Genomic DNA, 19363 nt, shown 5'->3' with positions numbered 1-19363 from the left:
CTTAAACCTTTGCGATTTGGGCCAATTACTTGGCGCGCAGCATACGATCGACCAGACCGGCATCAGACTTGTTCATAGTCTGGGTGCCACGCAGCTGACGCTTACGCTTGGTGGTCATCTTGGTGAGGATGTGGCTCTTGTTAGCGTGCTTGTGCTTGTAGCCCGCAGCCGTCTTCTTGAAGCGCTTGGCAGCGCCACTATGAGTCTTTGCTTTCGGCATTTTGTACTCCAAAGTGAATATTCGCCTGTATAAAACAGGCACCTTTAGTAACTGCCGACAACCAGGGGTTATCGACACTGTGAGAGTGAGGAGGCAGCCGTCGCCCAATCACTTCTCAAAGGAGGTCCCGGGAATCGCTTCCCCAAACCTCACTTTTTCTTTTTGCTGGGAGCGAGAACCATCAGCATCTGGCGACCTTCCATCTTTGGTCTTTGCTCTACAACAGCCAGCTCTTCCAGGTCTTTTTCGATGCGCTGCATCATTTCCATGCCCAGCTCCTGGTGAGCCATTTCACGACCACGGAAGCGCAGGGATACTTTGGCTTTGTCACCCGCTTCAAGGAAGCGGATGAGGTTGCGCAGCTTGATCTGGTAGTCACCGATATCGGTGCCTGGGCGGAATTTCATTTCCTTGATCTGCTGCTGCTTCTGCTTCTTCTTGGCCGCATTCTTGGCTTTCTTGGCCTCGAATACGTGCTTGCCGTAGTCCATGATCTTACAGACTATCGGCGTGGAGTCCGAGGCAATTTCAACGAGATCCAAGCTGGCTTTCTGTGCAGCTTCCAGCGCTTCATCCAGGGAGACAATGCCTACCTGTTCGCCATCAGCGCCTATCAGGCGGATTTCTGACGCTTCAATCTGATCGTTTATGCGGGCCTTTTTGGACCGTCCCTTAGTGTCTCGTTTAATAGCTATGGTCTCCCAGTTGCCAAGTTGTTATGCATTATCTTCGGACAAACGGCCGCGGCGACTGACGTCCTGTTCGAGAATCTCAAGGAAAGACTCATAAGTCATGCTTCCCAGGTCCTCACCGCTGCGGGTGCGCACGGCAACCGTCTGGCTCTCTACTTCCTTATCGCCAATGACCAGCAGATAAGGGACACGCTGAAGCGTGTGCTCGCGGATTTTAAAGCCGATCTTCTCGTTTCTCAAGTCAGCACTGGCGCGGTATTCAAGGACGCCGAGGCGAGCCTCAAGATCGCGGCAATAATCGGCCTGACGATCGGTGATATTCATGATTGCCACCTGCTGTGGCGCCAGCCAGGTAGGGAACGCGCCTTCATAGTGCTCGATCAGAATTCCGATAAAGCGTTCGAAGGAACCCAGGGCTGCACGGTGCAACATGACCGGTGACTGACGCGAGCCATCTTCGGCAACATATTGCGCATCCAGACGACCCGGCATAGAGAAATCCACCTGAATAGTACCGCACTGCCATACACGGCCGAGGCAGTCTTTCAGGGAGAATTCGATCTTGGGTCCGTAGAAGGCGCCTTCACCTGGCAGCTCCTCCCAGGGCAGCCCCGCGGCATCCAACGCATCCGCCAGCGCTTTTTCTGCCTTGTCCCAACTTTCATCGGAACCCACACGCTTCTCCGGGCGAGTGGAGAGGCGGTAAATAACATCATTAAAGCCGAAGTCTTTGTACACGGAGTGCAGCAGATCCATAAAGTCAGAAACCTCTGACTGGATCTGGTCTTCGCTACAGAAGATATGGCCATCATCCTGCACAAAGCCGCGCACACGCATCAGACCATGCAGGGAACCGGAGGGTTCACTGCGGTGACAGGAACCAAACTCCGCCAATCGCAGCGGCAGGTCGCGATAGCTACGCAAACCTTGATTAAACACCTGCACATGACAGGGGCAATTCATCGGCTTGATGGCAAACTGACGCTCTTCACTGGTGAGCGTAAACATGTCATCGGCAAACTTGTCCGCATGGCCGGACTTGCGCCACAGGCTGAAATCCACCAGTTGCGGGGTTTTGATTTCTTTGTAACCAAACTCGCGCTGGCGGCGACGCATGTACTGCTCAACAGTGCTATAAATCGTCCAGCCATTCGGGTGCCAGAACACCATGCCTGGCGCCTCTTCCTGGATATGGAAGAGATCGTACTTCTTGGCCAGCTTGCGGTGGTCACGCTTCTCTGCCTCTTCAATACGACGCAGGTAAGCTTTTAATTCTTTCTTGTTGGCCCAGGCAGTACCGTAAACACGGGTCAACATCTCGTTGTTGGAGTCACCGCGCCAGTAGGCACCAGCCACCTTAGTCAGCTTGAAGGCCTTCAACCTGCCAGTGGAGGGCACGTGGGGGCCGCGACACAGGTCTTCAAAGTCGCCCTGGCGGTACAGAGAAATATCTTCATCGCTGGGGATACTGTCGATAATCTCGGCTTTGTACTCTTCGCCCATATCGCGGAAGTATTGCACCGCTTCTTTACGGGGCATTAGCCGGCGGCTGACCGTAATATCTTCCTTGGCCAGCACTTCCATTCGCTCTTCGATCTTTTCCAGGTCTTCCGGCGTAAATTGGCGCTCGTAGGCAAAATCGTAATAGAAGCCATCATCGATAACCGGGCCAATAGTGACCTGGGCTGTCGGGTACAGCTGCTTAACCGCTTGCGCCAGCAAGTGTGCGGCGGAGTGGCGAATGACTTCCAGGCCTTCGGGCTGGCGGTCGGTGATGATGGCCAGATTGACATCGCGATCGATGACATAGCTGGTATCAACCTCTTTGCCGTCAACTACGCCAGCAAGTGCAGCCTTGGCCAAGCCAGGACCGATATCTGCGGCCACGTCATGCACGGAAACCGGAGCGGAAAATTCTCGACGAGAACCATCGGGGAGAGTAACAACGAGCATTGTTTGTCCTTTCTCTCAGTGGCGATCCCTACCAAAGACCGCATGAAACTATCCATGAAACCATTCATGGAACTATTGATTCGGATGGAGTAACCACCCTTTGAAGATGGTAGACCCGAGCGGATTTGAACCGCTGACCTCTGCCATGTCAAGGCAGCGCTCTAACCAACTGAGCTACGGGTCTAGAACTCTGCAGCGGGGGAACCCAGTGCTGCGAAGAGCGCGAACTTTAGCACCGCTTTTCAGTGTTTTCAACAACTTACTGAGCTTTTACCGTAATTTTTTTAAGTGATTGCGACTATGGGGGCGGCCGATAAAACTGCCCCCAGCCCAATTATTCCACTTCCTTCAGGCGTGAAATCTCATCTCGCAACTTTGCTGCAGATTCAAACTCCAGGTTTTTGGCGTGCTCATACATCTGATTTTCCAGCTCCGCGATTCGCGCCCAGCGCTGCTTGTCGGATAATGGCTTGGCATCAACCTTGTAGGCACCCTTCCCTTCGGCCACTTTACGCTTACTTTTTGGCACACCGGGAGCCACGGCCCCCTCAAGAATATCGGCGACGCTTTTGCGAATACCTTTCGGTGTGATGCCATGCTCCTTATTGAAGGCAAGCTGTTTTTCCCTGCGACGACGGGTCTCCTCAAGCGCGCGCTCCATAGAGCCGGTTACTTTATCCGCATACAAAATAGCCCGCCCCTCAAGGTTACGCGCTGCCCGACCAATCGTCTGGATCAGTGAGCGGTCAGAGCGGAGGAAGCCCTCTTTATCGGCATCGAAGATGGCCACCAGGGCAACCTCCGGCATATCCAGTCCTTCTCGCAGCAAGTTAATACCAACTAGCACGTCAAATTCGCCGATGCGAAGATCGCGAATAATCTCCACCCGTTCGACAGTATCAATATCCGAGTGGAGGTAGCGTACTCGCACCCCATTCTCCGCCAGATACTCAGTCAGATCCTCTGCCATCCGCTTTGTCAGCACGGTAATCAGCACCCGCTGATCCACTTCCGCGCAGCGGTGAATTTCAGAAAGTGCATCATCAACTTGGGTCTGGGCCGGGCGTATTTCCACTTCCGGGTCTACAAGCCCCGTGGGCCGTACTACCTGCTCAACCACCTGCCCCGCGTGATCGGCCTCATAGGGCCCCGGTGTCGCCGAAACAAATACCGTTTGCGGCGCTAAATGTTCCCATTCTTCAAACTTGAGCGGGCGGTTATCCAGGGCCGATGGCAGACGAAAACCGTACTCAACCAGGGTCTCTTTGCGCGATCTATCGCCACGGTACATGCCGCCGATTTGCGGCACGGTTACGTGGCTTTCATCGATAAACAGCAGTGCATCATTCGGTAAGTAGTCAAATAGCGTGGGCGGTGGCTGGCCGGCATCACGACCAGACAGGTAGCGGGAATAATTCTCCACGCCATTGCAGTACCCTAACTCCTGCATCATTTCCAAATCATATCGAGTGCGCTGATCTAGTCTTTGCGCCTCCAGCAACTTGTTATTACCGCGCAACTGCTCCAGACGCACCCGCAATTCATCCTTGATTTCATCGATAGCGCTGACAATGGTCTCGCGCGGGGTAACGTAGTGACTCTTGGGGAAGATGGTAACCCTGGGAACTTTCTTAAGCTGCTCGCCAGTAAGGGGGTCAAACAGGGTGATCTCTTCAATCTCTTCATCAAACAGAGACAGACGCACCGCCTCCAAATCGGAGTCGGCCGGGTAGATATCAATAATATCACCGCGCACACGATAGGTTGCACGGCGGAAGTCGGCATCATTGCGCGTATATTGTAACTCCGCCAACCTGCGTAAAATTGTGCGCTGATCCACCAGATCGCCGCGATCCAGATGCAACACCATTTTTAGGTATTTATCGGGATCACCCAGACCATAAATAGCCGATACCGTGGCAACGACCACAACATCACGCCGCTCAATCAGTGCCTTTGTAGCAGATAGGCGCATCTGCTCAATGTGCTCATTTACCGAGGCATCTTTCTCAATAAAAGTATCTGAGGAGGGCACATAAGCTTCGGGCTGGTAGTAGTCGTAATAGGAAACGAAGTACTCGACGGCATTCTTGGGGAAAAACTCTTTGAACTCTCCATAGAGCTGAGCCGCCAACGTTTTGTTGTGCGCCATCACTATTGCCGGGCGCTGTAAGCGCTCGATGATGTTCGCCATAGTGAAGGTTTTACCCGAACCCGTAACCCCCAGCAGCGTTTGATGACTCAAACCATCGTCTATACCTTCGGATAACTGCTCGATCGCCAGCGGCTGATCCCCGGCTGGCTGATACTTAGATTCCACCTTAAAAGGCCGCGACTCCATACACTTCCCTCAACCACTCAATCGTTCATGCAGCACCGGATTGTAGGCTGTCGTCATACCACCCTCAAATACAAGAGAATAGCGTCCTACCCCGCCCGGCTCAGGCCTGAGGCGTTTTGCTCGCAGGCCAAATAAATAATTTCCTGACAAATCAATTAGTTAAAGATCAAAAAAGGGGTTGACCTAGTCAGGTGTGCTCTATAATATACGCGCCATCTCAACGGCACAGCCGAAAAGATATTCCGCCTTAGCTCAGTTGGTAGAGCAAATGACTGTTAATCATTGGGTCGCTGGTTCGAGCCCAGCAGGCGGAGCCAAATTTACAGCGCAGCTTAATTTGCGCTATATAAGTTAGATTAAATTCCGCCTTAGCTCAGTTGGTAGAGCAAATGACTGTTAATCATTGGGTCGCTGGTTCGAGCCCAGCAGGCGGAGCCAAATTAAAACCCCGTATAGCATGCTATGCGGGGTTTTTTCTTGTTTATCTACTCTATATTCTTATTCTTAATTCTTACCCTATCCCCCTCCGAGAAGCAAAGTGAACCCTCAGCTCCCGACTTAATAAAGAGCTGAGGGGTAGTCGTTCTTAAAGCTAAAGCTACCGAAGAGCACTCTCATTAGAGACGGGAAGCCGCTCAACGGTGGCCATTTTTACCGGACGGGGCACTTTGGCAGAGCAAGACCAAACGGCATCGGTCAAGCCGTGCTTTGAGACATAACCACTTACCGATTCAGATAAGATCTGGTGGACCTTCTCGCAGTGATGCTCAGCACAGGCCTGCCTCAATGCCGCGATAAGCGATCGCAGGACTCCCCCCTCCAGGAACTCCTCTTCCGCGCGCATAATCATCGGGTGGTCGGTGCCCGATACATTGTCACCAAGTAGCAACTCCTCGTAGAGCTTTTCCCCGGGACGCAAGCCAGTCACTTGAATCTCAATATCTCCGTCAGGGTTTTTATCATCCTTTACGGAGTGCCCCATAATCCTGATAAGCCGCTCGGCAAGATCATAGATTTGTACTGGCTCTCCCATATCCAACACAAATACATCGCCGTTGCGGCCCATATTCCCCGCCTGCAAGACAAGCTGAGCGGCCTCGGGAATAGTCATAAAGTAGCGAGTCACCTTAGGGTGGGTCACAGTAACAGGGCCGCCCGCATTGACCTGATCTGTAAAAAGGGGAATAACCGAGCCAGAAGAGCCCAGCACATTACCAAAGCGGACCATGCAGACCCGCATTTTGCTGGAGAGGCGACCATAGTCCTGACACACCAGTTCGGCAAGGCGCTTGGTGGCACCCATGACATTCGTTGGGCGTACGGCCTTATCGGTAGAAATCAGAACAAACTGCTCCACCTTGGTACCTTCGGTAGCCTCCAAAACTGACAGGGTACCCAGCACATTATTGTCTGCACCCAGAACGACATTCTGCTCAACCAAGGGAACATGCTTATAGGCAGCGGCATGATAAATAGTATTTACCGAAAAGCCTTGAATGATATCAGCCATTCGCACTTTATCGCGGACATCGCCTAGTAGTGCAGTCACCTTGAGCTGATACCCTTCATCCAGTTGCTGCTGGCGAAGCTCACGCTCAATTTGGTAGAGAGCATACTCAGAGGACTCCACCAGCACTAAGTGAGCTGGCCCCCACTGGGCAATCTGCCGGCAAAGTTCCGATCCAATAGACCCACCAGCACCAGTAACCAGCACCACCTTGCCGCTAATAGAGCCAGCTATCAAAGTTTTTTCAGGCTCTACTGGAGCCCTACCTAAAATATTTTCATAGGTTTGGGACATATCTTCGGTGCGGCCCGCCGCATCAACCAGCTCCTCCACACCGGGAATGGCCTTGACCACCAACCCCTGCTCACGAAGCCCCCTTGCTATTTCCCGGCGCCGGCGCTTAGGCACGCCAGGCATTGCCAATAAAACCTCAGCAATATCCTGATCGGCAACAACGCTAAGGATGTTTGCCGGGGAATAAACCATAACACCATCAATCAAAGTCTTTTGCTTAGAGGTGTTATCGTCAAAAAAGGCGACGGGCTTATAGACTTCACCATGAAGCAACGCCTTATAAACCTGCAAACCAGCCGTACCGGCGCCATAAATTGCCACGCGAGTTTTATGGATCTCCAAGGCCATCTGATAGTAAATCCTAACCAGCCAGCGAGACCCACCCACAGCAATCAGTGCAAAACACCAATAGATAACTGGTACCGAGCGAGGGACGCCCGCAGTGGTCAAATAAGAGGCTACTGCAAGTAGAATTGAGGATGCGGTAACCCCTTGGAGTACGGCGATAACCGCTTTCTGCCCCATGTAGCGAATAACCGTGCGGTACAAGCCGAGCTTAAGAAATATAAAGCTACTGGAGCAGATGGTAATAACCAGGCAGGCCAGCATTGGCAACGTCACGGCCTCAGCAAAGCCATTGAGCCGAATTGCCATAGCGATAAAAAAGGCAACACTCAGCATCGCGAGGTCAAACAGCAACATCAATGTCGGCTTCTTGGCCCTGTCAAATTTTCGCCAAATACCAATCACAGGATTACTCCAAACATAGAATCAACCAATCCCTGGCCCCATTCGAGCGGCCATCAAAGTCAAGCTGCCGTCAAGGCAACAAAAGCGAATGCGACACTAGATGCAGCAACCATTAAAGCCAACTGCAAATGTAGTGTTTTTCTCACTCCAATTCGGAGTGCCAAGCGCTGGTAAAGGTGCTCTCGATGGGCCTCCCACCAGCGCTGCCCAGTGGCCACTCTGCGCAATAATGTAAAACTGGCATCCACCCAAAATGGGCTAAATACAATGATCGGGAACCATAATTGAAAGGCCTCTCTCTGCCACCCAAATACGCTTACAGCGAACACTGCCAAGCCAATGCCTGTGGACCCTGCATCCCCCATAAATATTCGAGCAGGGGGCCAATTAAAGCGCAGGAAAATCACTGTGCACACCACAAACAAGGCACACACACCGGCCAACTCCAAATCACCAGCAAAAAAACACGCAAGACCAAGAGATAAAAAACCAATCACAGTCATGCTGCCGGCAAAGCCATCCATGCCATCCATAAAATTGTACAGATTGATCATCCAGCTCCCTGCCAGAACAAGGAAAGGAAGCCACCACCAGTCGACGCCTCTAGGCAGCGAAAGAACAATCAATATCGCGGCGATTAACTGGGTAGCAAAACGTACCCTAGCAGCCACATGCCGCACATCATCTATGGCCGATACAGCAAGCAGCAAGAAAAAAGATATATAAACCGGCAGAGGAAAAGATGCCGGCCCCACAGCTAAGCCCAGCCCGCAACCCGCCAATAGCGCCCAACCACCAGTGCGAGGAACCGGGTCGCTATGCATGGAGCGATGATTGGGCACATCCAGGGCCAAATTTTGCATGCGCGACAGCAAGACAGATGTCATGCCGTAACTCAATGCCCCCCCAACTAACAAGGGGAGCAACCAGGCTAAAAATGAACCTGTCAAAACTTTCTCCTTCAACACCTACTATTGACGCAACACATAGCGCTAAAACTAAACCTCAGAACAAGCGCTGACATCAATTTCGCAGCAGAGGAGAGCTGAGGCAGAGAGGCACCCCATCCTATCAACAAAGGGGAATCCTCTTCGCCCCTAATTCCAAGTCAACTACAATCGAATCCGCTCACGATTCTTGTCGAGCGTCGCTGCACCAATCCCTTTGACATTGAGCAACTGATCTAACGATGTAAAGGGACCATGCTGCTCCCGATACTCAATAATCAGCTGCGCTTTGGCCTCACCAATGCCAACAAGCCTGTCAGCAAGCTCTGCCGCGGATGCACTGTTTACATTGACCGCAATAGAGTCTTGCTGCGCAACCTCAATCTCCTCGGCGGATAATGCCGATAAAGAAAAAAATGAAAGGGCAATAGCCAAAAATACAGAAATTAACGAATGAGCTTTTATCATGATCGACTCCCAGTGAAAGTGTTTTGGTTTCACATTGGGACTGCTATACCTCCCCAAGCCGGAGCATGATACCAACAGGTCATATGAGCCTCTTGCATAGGCTTATTACACTACATGACACCCAGTCAAAGCAAACAAACCTTATTTTCCTGCAATTTCAGCCAATATATCTTGCAGGGCTGTCAGGGGGTACTCTGCCGCGGTGATTGGTCGACCAATTACCAAGTAGTCAGATCCCTGATTCAATGCCTCAGAAGGGGTAAGAGTACGTCGCTGATCGCCGGCGTCACTACCGGCAGGGCGAATCCCTGGGGTCACCAAAGCAAAATCTGGACCACAGGCTTCTTTTAGCGCTTCAGCCTCGCGCGCAGAGCAGACTACACCATCGAGACCACAGGATTGAGCCTGAGCGGCCAGGTTGAGCACCTGCTCCTCCAAAGGCTTACCAACCCCAGTTGCTGCAAGCTCTTCCTGGGTGGTGCTAGTCAGCACAGTGACTCCGATCAGCAACGGCCTACCTTCGCCAAGCTCACTCAACGCATCGGCAGCCGCTCTCATCATGCGCTCTCCGCCACTAGCGTGCACATTTACCATCCAAACACCCAGGCGCGCTGCCGCCTTTACCGCTGCTGCAACGGTATTGGGGATATCATGAAATTTCAGGTCCAGAAAAACCTCAAACCCTCGATCGACAAGGGCGCGAACCAGATCTGGCCCCGCAATAGTGAATAATTCCTTGCCAACTTTTACTCGACAAAGAGATGGGTCTAGCTGATCCGCCATAGAGAGCGCGGCATCGGCGTTGTCATAATCGAGGGCGACAATAACCGGGGAGGAGACTTGAGAATGCAAAGAAATACCTCTAGATAAATTAGACTAGATAGCGATCGAGGAAATCCATCACTCCCCCTCGATCCCCTTGACTGAGCGGACAGAGTCCCAATGCTTGCAGCTGGGGCACAACCAGTGCAATTGGTTTCCAGAGAATCCACAATTACTGCAACGATAGTGCGGACGATTGGCGATCAGTTGATCAATCAATGTTTTCAGCAGGGAGAGATTTTCCCTCGACCTACCTTGTGCTGTACCAATATACAAATCCAGAAAACGGCCAAGTCCGCGCAATGATGGGCGCAGAGCAAGCTGCTTGCCCATAAAGGCTGCCGCAGCGGCCTCACTATCCTGCTCTTGAATCCTGCTAGTAAGAGCGATCAATACGCTATTCGATGGGTGCTCCTTGAGGAGCGACTCAAGATAGCGATCCAACCCCTTTCCATCATCCAGCTCGACATAGCAGGTGATTAATAACTCCAGAATTTCCGGAATATAGTCGGGGCTTTGCTTGGGAATCCGCTGCAACACCTTGATGGCATCCCGCTGCTTACCAAGCAAGTATTCAAGACGCGCCCACAGTAAGCAGGCTCTGACTGAGCTGCGATCATACCCCAAAGCCGCATCGAGATGTTTACGCGCACTCAAATAGTCTTTGCCTGCAATAGCCTCCTCAGCCAACTCACAGCAAAAGTGCGCCTGTATAGGAGCCCAGTCAGCGGACAATCGCTTGAATCGGCGACCGTGCAAAAGATTTACCGCATGGATGGCTTTAGCCCACTCTCTCTCATCCCTATAGACCTCAATCAAATGTTCGAGACTGGTTGCCCGCAGCTCCTGGGAGGTTTCAACCAGTTCCTGTAGAAGCCGCTCGGCCCTATCTAACCAGCCAGCGGCGATATAGTCGCAGGCCAACTCAAACTGGGCTTTATGCTGGCTCTGCCTTGATAAGCTGGGACGCGCGAGCAGGTTCTGGTGGACCCTGATAGCCTGGTCGTACTCCCCCCTTCTACGCAAGAGATTGCCCAGAGCCAGGTGCGTATCGAAAGTGACCGGGCTTACCTCAAGAGAATCGATAAACTTCTCAATGGTGTCATCGTGGTGCTCGCTCAGAAGATAATTAAGGCCCTGCGCATAGGAGCGAGCCAGGGACTGCTCCCGCTCACTAAAGTCGGGCTTTCTCCTGGAGCTACCGCGACCCAATACCCAACCGATAGCAACAGCAGTCAGCAGAAAGAAGAAGTAGGCAAGATCCAGCAAGTCAGTCTCCGGAAGCCTTACGGTGAACGGCTTGCAGTTCGCGCTCCATCTTTTTGAGCTGCTTGTTCAAACCTCTAGCGCGGCGGTGCTGGGAAAAAATCGGTAAAAGACTGGCAAGGAAGCCGAGCAAAACGCCCAGAAGCAGCATACAGATCAGCCAAACCCCAACGCTACCGGACTGCAGGGAGTAACCCGCAATAACCGGGGAGATCACCTGGGAGTTTTCCACCGCAAAATAGATACCGAGAGCAACGCAAATCAGGGCCAAAAGGCCGAAAAAAAAGTGCATCAGCCAGCGCAGAAATGACAAGGGAACCTCCACGTTCCACGAAAGATTGGCTCAAACTAGCAGCCACAGGATTTTCAGGCGAATGATACTGCCATTTTGGAAGCACCACCCCTCTCATCCGGCAATATCCGAGGTGCAATCATACTTCGATCCCAGCCACATCGTGCATGCTGCGATTTACTCTGTCGCGCAATTCTTTGCCAGGCTTGAAATGGGGAACATATTTACCCGCCAGCGCCACAGCATCCCCCGTTTTAGGATTCCGCCCAGTGCGCGGTGCACGGTAATGCAGTGAAAAACTGCCAAAACCTCGTATCTCAATGCGCTCCCCCTGAGAGAGGGAATCAGACATGGTATCCAACATCACCTTCACCGCCAGCTCTACATCTTTAACTGGCAGCTGATCCAACCTCAACGCAATCCTTTCGATCAGTTCGGACTTGGTCATGCGCTCCGCAACCTTTGTAAGTCATTGATTTTCTGGAGTAGAGCGCCAATCATCTAATAGAAAGCCGGACTGGGCAACCCCAGTCCGGCTTTCGGGTCACTTCAGATAAGAAATCTGAAGTGCTGAACACTCAAAGAGGATTAGTCTTTGTTGTTCATCTGTGCCTTGATCAGGTCACCGATAGTAGCAGGCTGAACTTGCTCGGACTGCTTCTTGCTGTGATCCTTGATGGCCTGCTTCTCATCGTCCTGATCTTTGGCTTTGATAGACAGGCTGATCACGCGGTTCTTGCGATCCACGCTGGTGATCTTAGCTTCTACTTCTTCGCCCTCTTTCAGAACGTTGCGAGCGTCTTCAACCTTGTCGCGGCTGATTTCTGAAGCGCGCAGAACGCCTTCAACTTCATCTGCCAGGGTGATTACCGCTTGCTTAGCGTCCACTTCCTTCACGATACCATTGACGATGCTGCCACGATCGCTAGTGGATACGTAGTCGGAGAACGGATCGGACTCCAGCTGCTTGATACCCAGGGAGATGCGCTCGCGCTCAGAATCGATACCCAGGATAACAGTCTCGATTTCGTCGCCTTTCTTGAACTTGCGAACAGCTTCTTCGCCAGCTTCGTTCCAGGAGATATCGGACAGGTGAACCAGACCGTCGATGCTGCCGTCGAGACCGATGAAGATACCGAAGTCAGTGATGGACTTGATCTTACCGGAGATCTTGTCGCCCTTAGCAAATTTACGCGCGAAGGCATCCCACGGATTTTCCTGGCACTGTTTGATACCCAGGGAGATACGACGACGCTCTTCGTCGATATCCAGAATCATCACCTCTACCTCGTCGCCAACCTGGACAACTTTGGATGGGTGGATGTTCTTGTTGGTCCAATCCATTTCGGAAACGTGCACCAGACCTTCCACACCTTCTTCCAGCTCTGCGAAGCAGCCGTAGTCGGTCAGGTTGGTTACAACCGCCTTCACGCGGCTGTTCTCTGGGTAACGCTGCTTGATGGATACCCAAGGATCTTCGCCCAGTTGCTTCAGGCCCAGGGATACACGGCTGCGCTCGCGGTCGAACTTCAGTACTTTTACTTCGATCTCGTCGCCAACATTCACGATCTCGCTCGGATGCTTAATACGCTTCCAAGCCATATCGGTGATGTGCAGCAGGCCGTCGATACCACCCAGATCTACGAAAGCACCGTAGTCGGTCAGGTTCTTAACGATACCCTTAATGCTCATGCCTTCTTGCAGGCTTTCCAACAGCGCTTCACGCTCTTCAGAAGTTGCAGCTTCCATCACAGCGCGACGGGAAACCACTACGTTGTTACGCTTGGCATCCAGCTTGATAACCTTGAACTCGAGCTCTTTACCTTCCAGGTGCGCGGTGTCGCGAACCGGGCGAACATCAACCAGAGAGCCGGGCAGGAATGCGCGGATATTGGCAACGTCGACAGTAAAGCCACCCTTAACCTTACCGCTGATAACACCTTTAACCACTTCGTCAGCTGCGTGCGCTGCGTCGAGGATTTTCCAGGCTTCGGCGCGCTTGGCTTTTTCACGGGACAGACGGGTTTCACCGAAACCGTCTTCTACAGCTTCCAGGGCAACCTGTACTTCGTCGCCCACCTGCAGCTCAACTTCGCCTTTATCGTTGGCGAACTGTGCAGCAGGGATAACGCCTTCAGACTTCAGGCCCGCGTGAACGGTTACCCAGTCTTTGTCTACGTCAATTACAACACCAGTGACGATAGCGCCCGGTGCCATTTCAACGCTTTTTAGGCTCTCTTCAAATAGATCAGCAAAGCTCTCGCTCATTACATTACCTATAGTGCTGGGTCCAGCCGTTAGTAACTGTTGAGTTTAGTCAACCGCCAGCCAGGACCCCAACCGCGATGCCAGAACGCGGGTCGGATTACAACAACGGCCGGGCAATTCTGGCAAAACCCGGCCGCTATCGTTAAAAACTTTCTGCTACTGACTTCTGTGGTTCAGGGCGCGATTCGCTCCTGTACCAGTGCCATTACTTTATTGAGAACATCCTCAATCCCAACCCCAGTACTATCGAGCTCTACCGCGTCTTCAGCGGGAGCCAGGGGGGATGCTTTTCGATTCATATCCTGTGCATCACGGGCACGGATGTCCTCCAGCAGGTCGCGGAGGCTAACAGAAACCCCCTTCTCCCGCAACTGCGCTTCGCGCCTCCTGGCGCGCTCCTCCGCACTGGCGGTTAGATACACTTTAACGGGGGCATCGGGGAATACGGTGGTGCCCATATCCCGGCCATCGGCCACCAAACCTGGCTGGAGCCTAAAGTCCCGTTGACGCTGCAGTAATGCGGCGCGCACGCCGGGGATTGCAGCCACCGTAGAGGCTGCCATACTCACCCGCTCCATACGGATTTCATGGCTGACCTCCCGGCCCTCCAACAAGACCTGCAAGCGACCATCGCTTATCGGAAAGCGAACATCCAAATCTTTGGCGACCTGAGTCAGCGCTTCCTCATCGGCGAGATCCACCTCTTTTTCCAGGGCGGCCAAGGCGGCAGCCCGATAGAGAGCGCCAGAGTCCAAAAGAGCAAAGCCCAACCTGTCGGCCAGCAGCTTTGCGATAGTTCCCTTACCTGAGCCACTGGGACCGTCAATTGTGACAACCGGTGGCAGCTTGCTTGAATCATTCATAGTTATTCGTACAACTCTACTTCATCGTTAGCCGCGCAAACCGGCTCCCTCCATAAAGATACCCTAGGTCAAGCTAACTGCAGCCTAAGGCCTGAACCAACTGCCAGTTCAGCAAAGTTCGGAAAGGAGGTCGCCACATTGGCGCAGTGGAGGATGCGAATTGTATCCTTTGCACGCAGCGATGCCACCGCAAAAGCCATGGCGATGCGGTGATCTCCTAAACTATCCACGGTGCCACCAGAAAATACCGCTTTTTCTGGGGAGCCATCGATCACGATTCCATCTTCGGTAGGCGCAGCACTTAACCCCAAGGCAGCAAGACCATTGGCCATCGCCTGAATACGATCACTCTCCTTTACGCGCAACTCTTCGGCACCGGTCAAAACCGTCTGCCCCTGCGCGCAAGCCGCAGCAATAAATAGTGCGGGGAATTCATCGATAGCCAGAGGCACCTGATCTTTGGGAATAGCAATTCCCTTTAAAGGCGCATAGCGAACCCGGATATCCGCGACCGGCTCTCCCCCCACAGTGCGTTTATTTGAAAGCCCAATATCACCACCCATGGCCCGAAGGATATTAATGACTCCATCGCGCGTCGGGTTGATTCCCACATGCTCCAGGGTCACATCCGCCCCCGGTGAAATAGCCGCCGCCACCATAAAGAAAGCCGCTGAGGAGATATCCGCCGGCACATCAATACGACAAGCCTTCAATTCTCCATTTCCCTGCAAGGTCGCGCGGGCACCATCTCGTTCCACTGAATAGCCAAAGCCCTGCAACATGCGCTCGGTATGATCACGGGTAGGGGCCGGCTCCACAGTGCTGGTTTCACCGTCTGCATAGAGGCCGGCGAGCAGGACTGCGGATTTCACCTGGGCGCTTGCCATTGGCAGGTGATAGTCGATACCGGCGAGTCGTTTACCACCTTTGATCAACAGTGGTGGACGCCCCTCGGGCCCGGTTTCGATTGCTGCGCCCATGTCTCGCAATGGGTTGGCAACCCGGTTCATGGGGCGCTTAGAGAGGGATTCATCACCGGTCAGAGTGACATCAAAATTCTGACCCGCGAGTAAACCAGCAAGCAGGCGCATAGATGTCCCTGAGTTACCCAAATAAAGGGGACCAGGTGGCGCCTGTAAACCTTGGAGACCCACTCCATGTATCGTCACTCGGCCCTTATCCGGCCCCTCAATGACCACCCCCATATCGCGAAATGCCTGCAGAGTGGCCAGAGCGTCCTCCCCCTCCAGGAAGCCCTCCACTTCTGTCACCCCTTCAGCCAGAGAGCCCAGCATAATTGAGCGGTGTGACATGGATTTATCTCCCGGAACACGGAGTTTCCCACTCACGGTGCCACCCGGTTGCGCGATAAAAGTAACTTCCTTTGCTTGCATAGGTTCTGAATACGCTTGTTTCGCTAACATTTTTGTAAAGTGATCCCGCGCCGCTTTAGCGCGAGTAAATACCCCCATCAGTGCCGAGCTATCACCAGAGGCGATCGCACTGCGCAGGGAGGAAAGATTGAGACTGTAGAGGTCGATCGCCTTTAAAATGGCATCTCGGTTAGCCAGCATAATATCCCGCCACATCACCGGGTCGCTGGAGGCAATGCGAGTGAAGTCGCGAAAGCCACCGGCCGCATAGCGGAAAATATTTTCATTTTCCGCATCATGGGCCAAGGTATCCACTAGGCTAAAGGCGATCACATGGGGGAGATGGCTGGTCGCGGCCAGCACCTCATCATGCTCTTCCACCGACATTTTCAATACTTCAGCTCCGGCGGCCTGCCACGCCTGAGCCACCCGGTGCAGATGATCGGCATCGGTGTCATGGGCTGGAGTGAGAATAACGCGGTGATCGCGATAAAGATCATCGCGTGCGGCGCTTACCCCACTTTTCTCGGAGCCGGCAATAGGGTGGCCTAACACCAGATAATTCGGTACCCTGCCCCAGATTTTTTCCGCCGCACTCTGCACACTTCCCTTAACACTGGCGCTATCGGTGACAGTCACACCTTCAGGCAAATAATCCTTCAGCTGCGCAAATACTGACTCCACCGCGAGAGTTGGCACCGCAATAAAAACCAGATCCCCAGCTTCCAACTGCTCAAGCGCCTGCGGCAGGCTTGTATAGGCGCGATCGACTACACCCAATCTCTTTGCCTGCTCACAGACTTCCTCCTGAAGCGCCACACCGATCACTTCACGACAGGCTCCCGCCGCCTTGAGGGCGAGCGCAAAGCTGCCACCAATAAGGCCGACACCCACAACCAACAAGCGGCCAACACGCACTTGTCCCATCACAGGACACCGCGCGGATAGGAGCCGAGCACTTTCAGGTCCGAAGCACAGGCACCGACCTCTTTTAGCGCCTCAGCAATATCTTTCGTATCGCGGTGACCTTTAAAGTCGACAAAAAACACGTATGTCCAGTTGCCGGACTGAGAGGGGCGTGTTTCCACCCTGGTAAGGTCGATGCTGTAGCGGCGGAAGGGCTCAAGCATATCGTGCAGCGCACCCGGCTCATTGCGCATGGAGACCATCAGAGAGGTCTTATCATCGCCACTGGCAGGCACCTGCTGAGTGCCAACGATCAGGAAACGTGTGGAATTATCCGGGCGGTCCTCAATTTTCTCTGAGAGCACTTTCAGGCCATAGAGATCGGCCGCCATATCCCCGGCGATTGCCGCGGCATTCCATTCCCCTTTAACACGTTTGGCCGCATCCGCATTACTGGAGACCGCCACCCGCTCCACGTTGGGGTAATGCGCATCCAGCCATTTGCGGCATTGGGCCAAACTCTGGGCATGGGAATAAATACGCGTGATCGACTCCGGCCGAGTCACATCGGAAATCATCAAGTGATGGTGAATACGCAACTCCACCTCTCCGCAAATACTGAGATTGGAGTTCATAAAGTTGTCCAGGGTGTGATTGATCACACCTTCAGTGGAGTTCTCTACCGGCACTACACCGTAATTCACAGCGCCGGCCTCCACCTCGCGGAAGACTTCATCAATGGCCGCCAGCGGACGACTTTGCGCGGAATTGCCAAAATGCTTCAAGGCTGCCTGCTGGGTAAATGTACCTTCAGGCCCAAGATAAGCTACCTTGACCGGCTCCTCCAGAGCGAGGCAGGCGGACATAATCTCACGGAAAAGCCTTGCCATTTCCTCATCGGTCAAAGGACCAGCATTGCGTTCCATAGCGCGACGCAAAACCTGCGCCTCACGTTCAGGGCGATAATAAAGCGCATCCTCTCCGGTTGCTTTTTTTACCTCCGCCACCTCCAGAGCACAGCTAGCCCGCTCGCTGATTAGCCGGGCGATCTCCGAGTCAATGTCATCGATACGATTGCGCAGCTCCAGCAGGCGCTGGTCGCCTCCCACGGTTTCCTCTGTCATCCGCTTTCTACTTTCCTGGGTTTATTAATTGCCTGATCTTTAGCCTCTGCGGGCCTCGAAGTCCGCCATAAAGGCCACTAGCGCCTTCACTGCCTCAAAGGGTACGGCGTTATAAAGGGATGCCCGCATCCCCCCCACAGAGCGGTGCCCCTTCAAACTGAGCAACCCGGCTTCCTCGGCCTCAGCCAAAAACGGCTTATCGAGTCGTTCGTCAGCCAACACAAATGGGACATTCATCCGCGAGCGGCTGGACTTCTCCACCGGGCTGGAAAAGAAATCACTACTATCGAGAAAGCCATAGAGCAGCGAGGACTTTTTATCAGCCTGTTGAGCCATAGCTTCAACGCCACCCTGATTCTTGAGCCACTGGAAAACCAGACCTGAAAGGTACCAGGCGAATGTGGGTGGCGTGTTATCCATAGAGCCGGCATCTGCGGCGACTTTCCAACTCAAGCTGCGCGGAATATCTTTTAGCGCTCGATCCAAGAGATCATCGCGAACCAAAGCGACCGCTATACCGGAGGGGCCAATATTTTTTTGCGCGCCGGCATATATCACACCGAATTTTTCCACGTCGATTGGGCAGGAAAGAATATTAGAGGACATATCCGCAATCAGGGGACAGTCCACTTCAGGAACATAGTCGAACTCGATACCGCCGATGGTCTCGTTGGGCGTGTAATGGAAATAGGCCGCATCCTTACTCTGCTGCCAGCTGTCCTGTGATGGCACATAGCGGAAATTACGATCCTCACTGGACGCAACCACATTGACTTCGCCGTAACGCCGAGCTTCTTTAATCGCCTTGGCCGCCCACTGCCCGGTGTGGATAAAGTCAGCCTGTTTTGAGCCGGCGCCGAGCAGGTTCCAGGGCACCGCACTGAACTGTCCGGTAGCCCCACCCTGTAAAAACAGCACTTTATAGTTATCTGGCACCTTGAGCAGGTCGCGCAGATCCTGTTCCGCGCGTTCAGCCACCTCGACAAATTCTGGCGAGCGGTGGCTAACCTCCATCACTGAACACCCCAGACCACGCCAATCCAGCAGCTCCTGCTGCGCCTGCTGCAAAACCGGCTCAGGTAGAGCGGCGGGACCAGCGCAGAAATTGTATTTCCTCATGACCTGACTTCCACAAACTAAAAATGGTTTCAAATTCAACTAGATGTGCCGACGCACAAACCGCCATTCAGGGAGATGGGTATCACGCTTTCAGGCATTTTTTAGGGCGTCAGAGGCAAGAAAGGCCGCGATAATCGCAGCCTTTCTGTTGGTACCTG

General features: G+C 53.2%; 16 protein-coding genes and 3 tRNA genes. 2 read left to right on the top strand and 17 right to left on the bottom strand.

The features are described 5' to 3' along the window. Positions 1-25: 25 nt before the first annotated feature. The 5 genes from rpmI to uvrB all read right to left on the bottom strand — a co-directional run bounded on the left by rpmI (position 26) and on the right by uvrB (position 5206). A complete protein-coding gene (gene rpmI, locus FIU95_RS07030; RefSeq protein ID WP_020413351.1) occupies positions 26-220 on the bottom strand; it encodes a 50S ribosomal protein L35 in 195 nt (64 codons plus the stop codon). A 149-nt stretch (positions 221-369) separates the two neighbouring features. Continuing rightward, positions 370-909: a translation initiation factor IF-3 gene (gene infC / locus FIU95_RS07025; RefSeq protein ID WP_152452785.1), complete on the bottom strand. Its 540-nt coding sequence runs from the start codon at positions 907-909 to the stop codon at positions 370-372. Between the two features lie 27 nt (positions 910-936). After that, positions 937-2865 (bottom strand): threonine--tRNA ligase, encoded by a 1929-nt coding sequence (thrS, locus tag FIU95_RS07020; protein WP_152452783.1) that lies wholly within the window; start codon positions 2863-2865, stop codon positions 937-939. Positions 2866-2972: 107 nt separating this feature from the next. Then, a tRNA-Val gene (locus FIU95_RS07015) sits at positions 2973-3049 on the bottom strand. A gap of 150 nt (positions 3050-3199) precedes the next feature. Further along, positions 3200-5206, bottom strand: a complete 2007-nt coding sequence (uvrB, locus tag FIU95_RS07010; RefSeq protein WP_152452781.1) for an excinuclease ABC subunit UvrB — start codon at positions 5204-5206, stop codon at positions 3200-3202. A gap of 241 nt (positions 5207-5447) precedes the next feature. Between uvrB and FIU95_RS07005 the strand changes: the two genes are divergently transcribed. Next, positions 5448-5523 (top strand) — tRNA-Asn (locus FIU95_RS07005). A 45-nt stretch (positions 5524-5568) separates the two neighbouring features. Then, positions 5569-5644: transfer RNA gene (locus FIU95_RS07000), tRNA-Asn, on the top strand. A 160-nt stretch (positions 5645-5804) separates the two neighbouring features. Here the strand turns inward: FIU95_RS07000 and FIU95_RS06995 are convergent. From FIU95_RS06995 to serC, 12 genes are all read right to left on the bottom strand, one after another. Further along, positions 5805-7757: a nucleoside-diphosphate sugar epimerase/dehydratase gene (locus FIU95_RS06995; RefSeq protein ID WP_253868903.1), complete on the bottom strand. Its 1953-nt coding sequence runs from the start codon at positions 7755-7757 to the stop codon at positions 5805-5807. A gap of 59 nt (positions 7758-7816) precedes the next feature. Then, positions 7817-8707, bottom strand: a complete 891-nt coding sequence (locus FIU95_RS06990) for a glycosyltransferase family 4 protein (protein ID WP_152452779.1) — start codon at positions 8705-8707, stop codon at positions 7817-7819. Positions 8708-8869: 162 nt separating this feature from the next. Then, positions 8870-9172, bottom strand: a complete 303-nt coding sequence (locus FIU95_RS21695) for a ComEA family DNA-binding protein (RefSeq protein WP_152452777.1) — start codon at positions 9170-9172, stop codon at positions 8870-8872. A 141-nt stretch (positions 9173-9313) separates the two neighbouring features. Further along, positions 9314-10024 (bottom strand): orotidine-5'-phosphate decarboxylase, encoded by a 711-nt coding sequence (gene pyrF / locus FIU95_RS06980; protein ID WP_152452775.1) that lies wholly within the window; start codon positions 10022-10024, stop codon positions 9314-9316. A gap of 48 nt (positions 10025-10072) precedes the next feature. Continuing rightward, entirely contained in the window at positions 10073-11263 is a 1191-nt protein-coding gene (lapB, locus tag FIU95_RS06975; RefSeq protein WP_152452773.1) for a lipopolysaccharide assembly protein LapB, read from the bottom strand. Position 11264: 1 nt separating this feature from the next. Continuing rightward, on the bottom strand, positions 11265-11573 hold the full coding sequence (locus tag FIU95_RS06970; protein WP_253868900.1) for a lipopolysaccharide assembly protein LapA domain-containing protein: 309 nt from the start codon (positions 11571-11573) through the stop codon (positions 11265-11267). A 118-nt stretch (positions 11574-11691) separates the two neighbouring features. Beyond that, on the bottom strand, positions 11692-12000 hold the full coding sequence (gene ihfB, locus FIU95_RS06965) for an integration host factor subunit beta (RefSeq protein ID WP_152452771.1): 309 nt from the start codon (positions 11998-12000) through the stop codon (positions 11692-11694). 140 nt (positions 12001-12140) lie between these two features. Next, positions 12141-13820, bottom strand: a complete 1680-nt coding sequence (gene rpsA / locus FIU95_RS06960; RefSeq protein ID WP_152452769.1) for a 30S ribosomal protein S1 — start codon at positions 13818-13820, stop codon at positions 12141-12143. A gap of 173 nt (positions 13821-13993) precedes the next feature. Beyond that, complete coding sequence (gene cmk / locus FIU95_RS06955; protein WP_152452767.1) at positions 13994-14683, bottom strand: (d)CMP kinase; 690 nt, start codon at positions 14681-14683, stop codon at positions 13994-13996. A gap of 68 nt (positions 14684-14751) precedes the next feature. After that, positions 14752-16983, bottom strand: coding sequence for a bifunctional prephenate dehydrogenase/3-phosphoshikimate 1-carboxyvinyltransferase (locus FIU95_RS06950; RefSeq protein ID WP_152452765.1), 2232 nt, complete (start codon positions 16981-16983; stop codon positions 14752-14754). Beyond that, complete coding sequence (pheA, locus tag FIU95_RS06945; protein WP_152452763.1) at positions 16983-18086, bottom strand: prephenate dehydratase; 1104 nt, start codon at positions 18084-18086, stop codon at positions 16983-16985. Before pheA ends, FIU95_RS06950 begins: the two co-directional genes overlap by 1 nt. Positions 18087-18125: 39 nt before the next feature. Next, positions 18126-19205 (bottom strand): 3-phosphoserine/phosphohydroxythreonine transaminase, encoded by a 1080-nt coding sequence (serC, locus tag FIU95_RS06940; protein ID WP_152452761.1) that lies wholly within the window; start codon positions 19203-19205, stop codon positions 18126-18128. Positions 19206-19363 lie beyond the last annotated feature (158 nt).

The sequence above is a fragment of the Microbulbifer sp. THAF38 genome (genome assembly GCF_009363535.1).
Classification (GTDB): domain Bacteria; phylum Pseudomonadota; class Gammaproteobacteria; order Pseudomonadales; family Cellvibrionaceae; genus Microbulbifer.
This window is presented reverse-complemented; position numbering and strand designations above follow the sequence as displayed.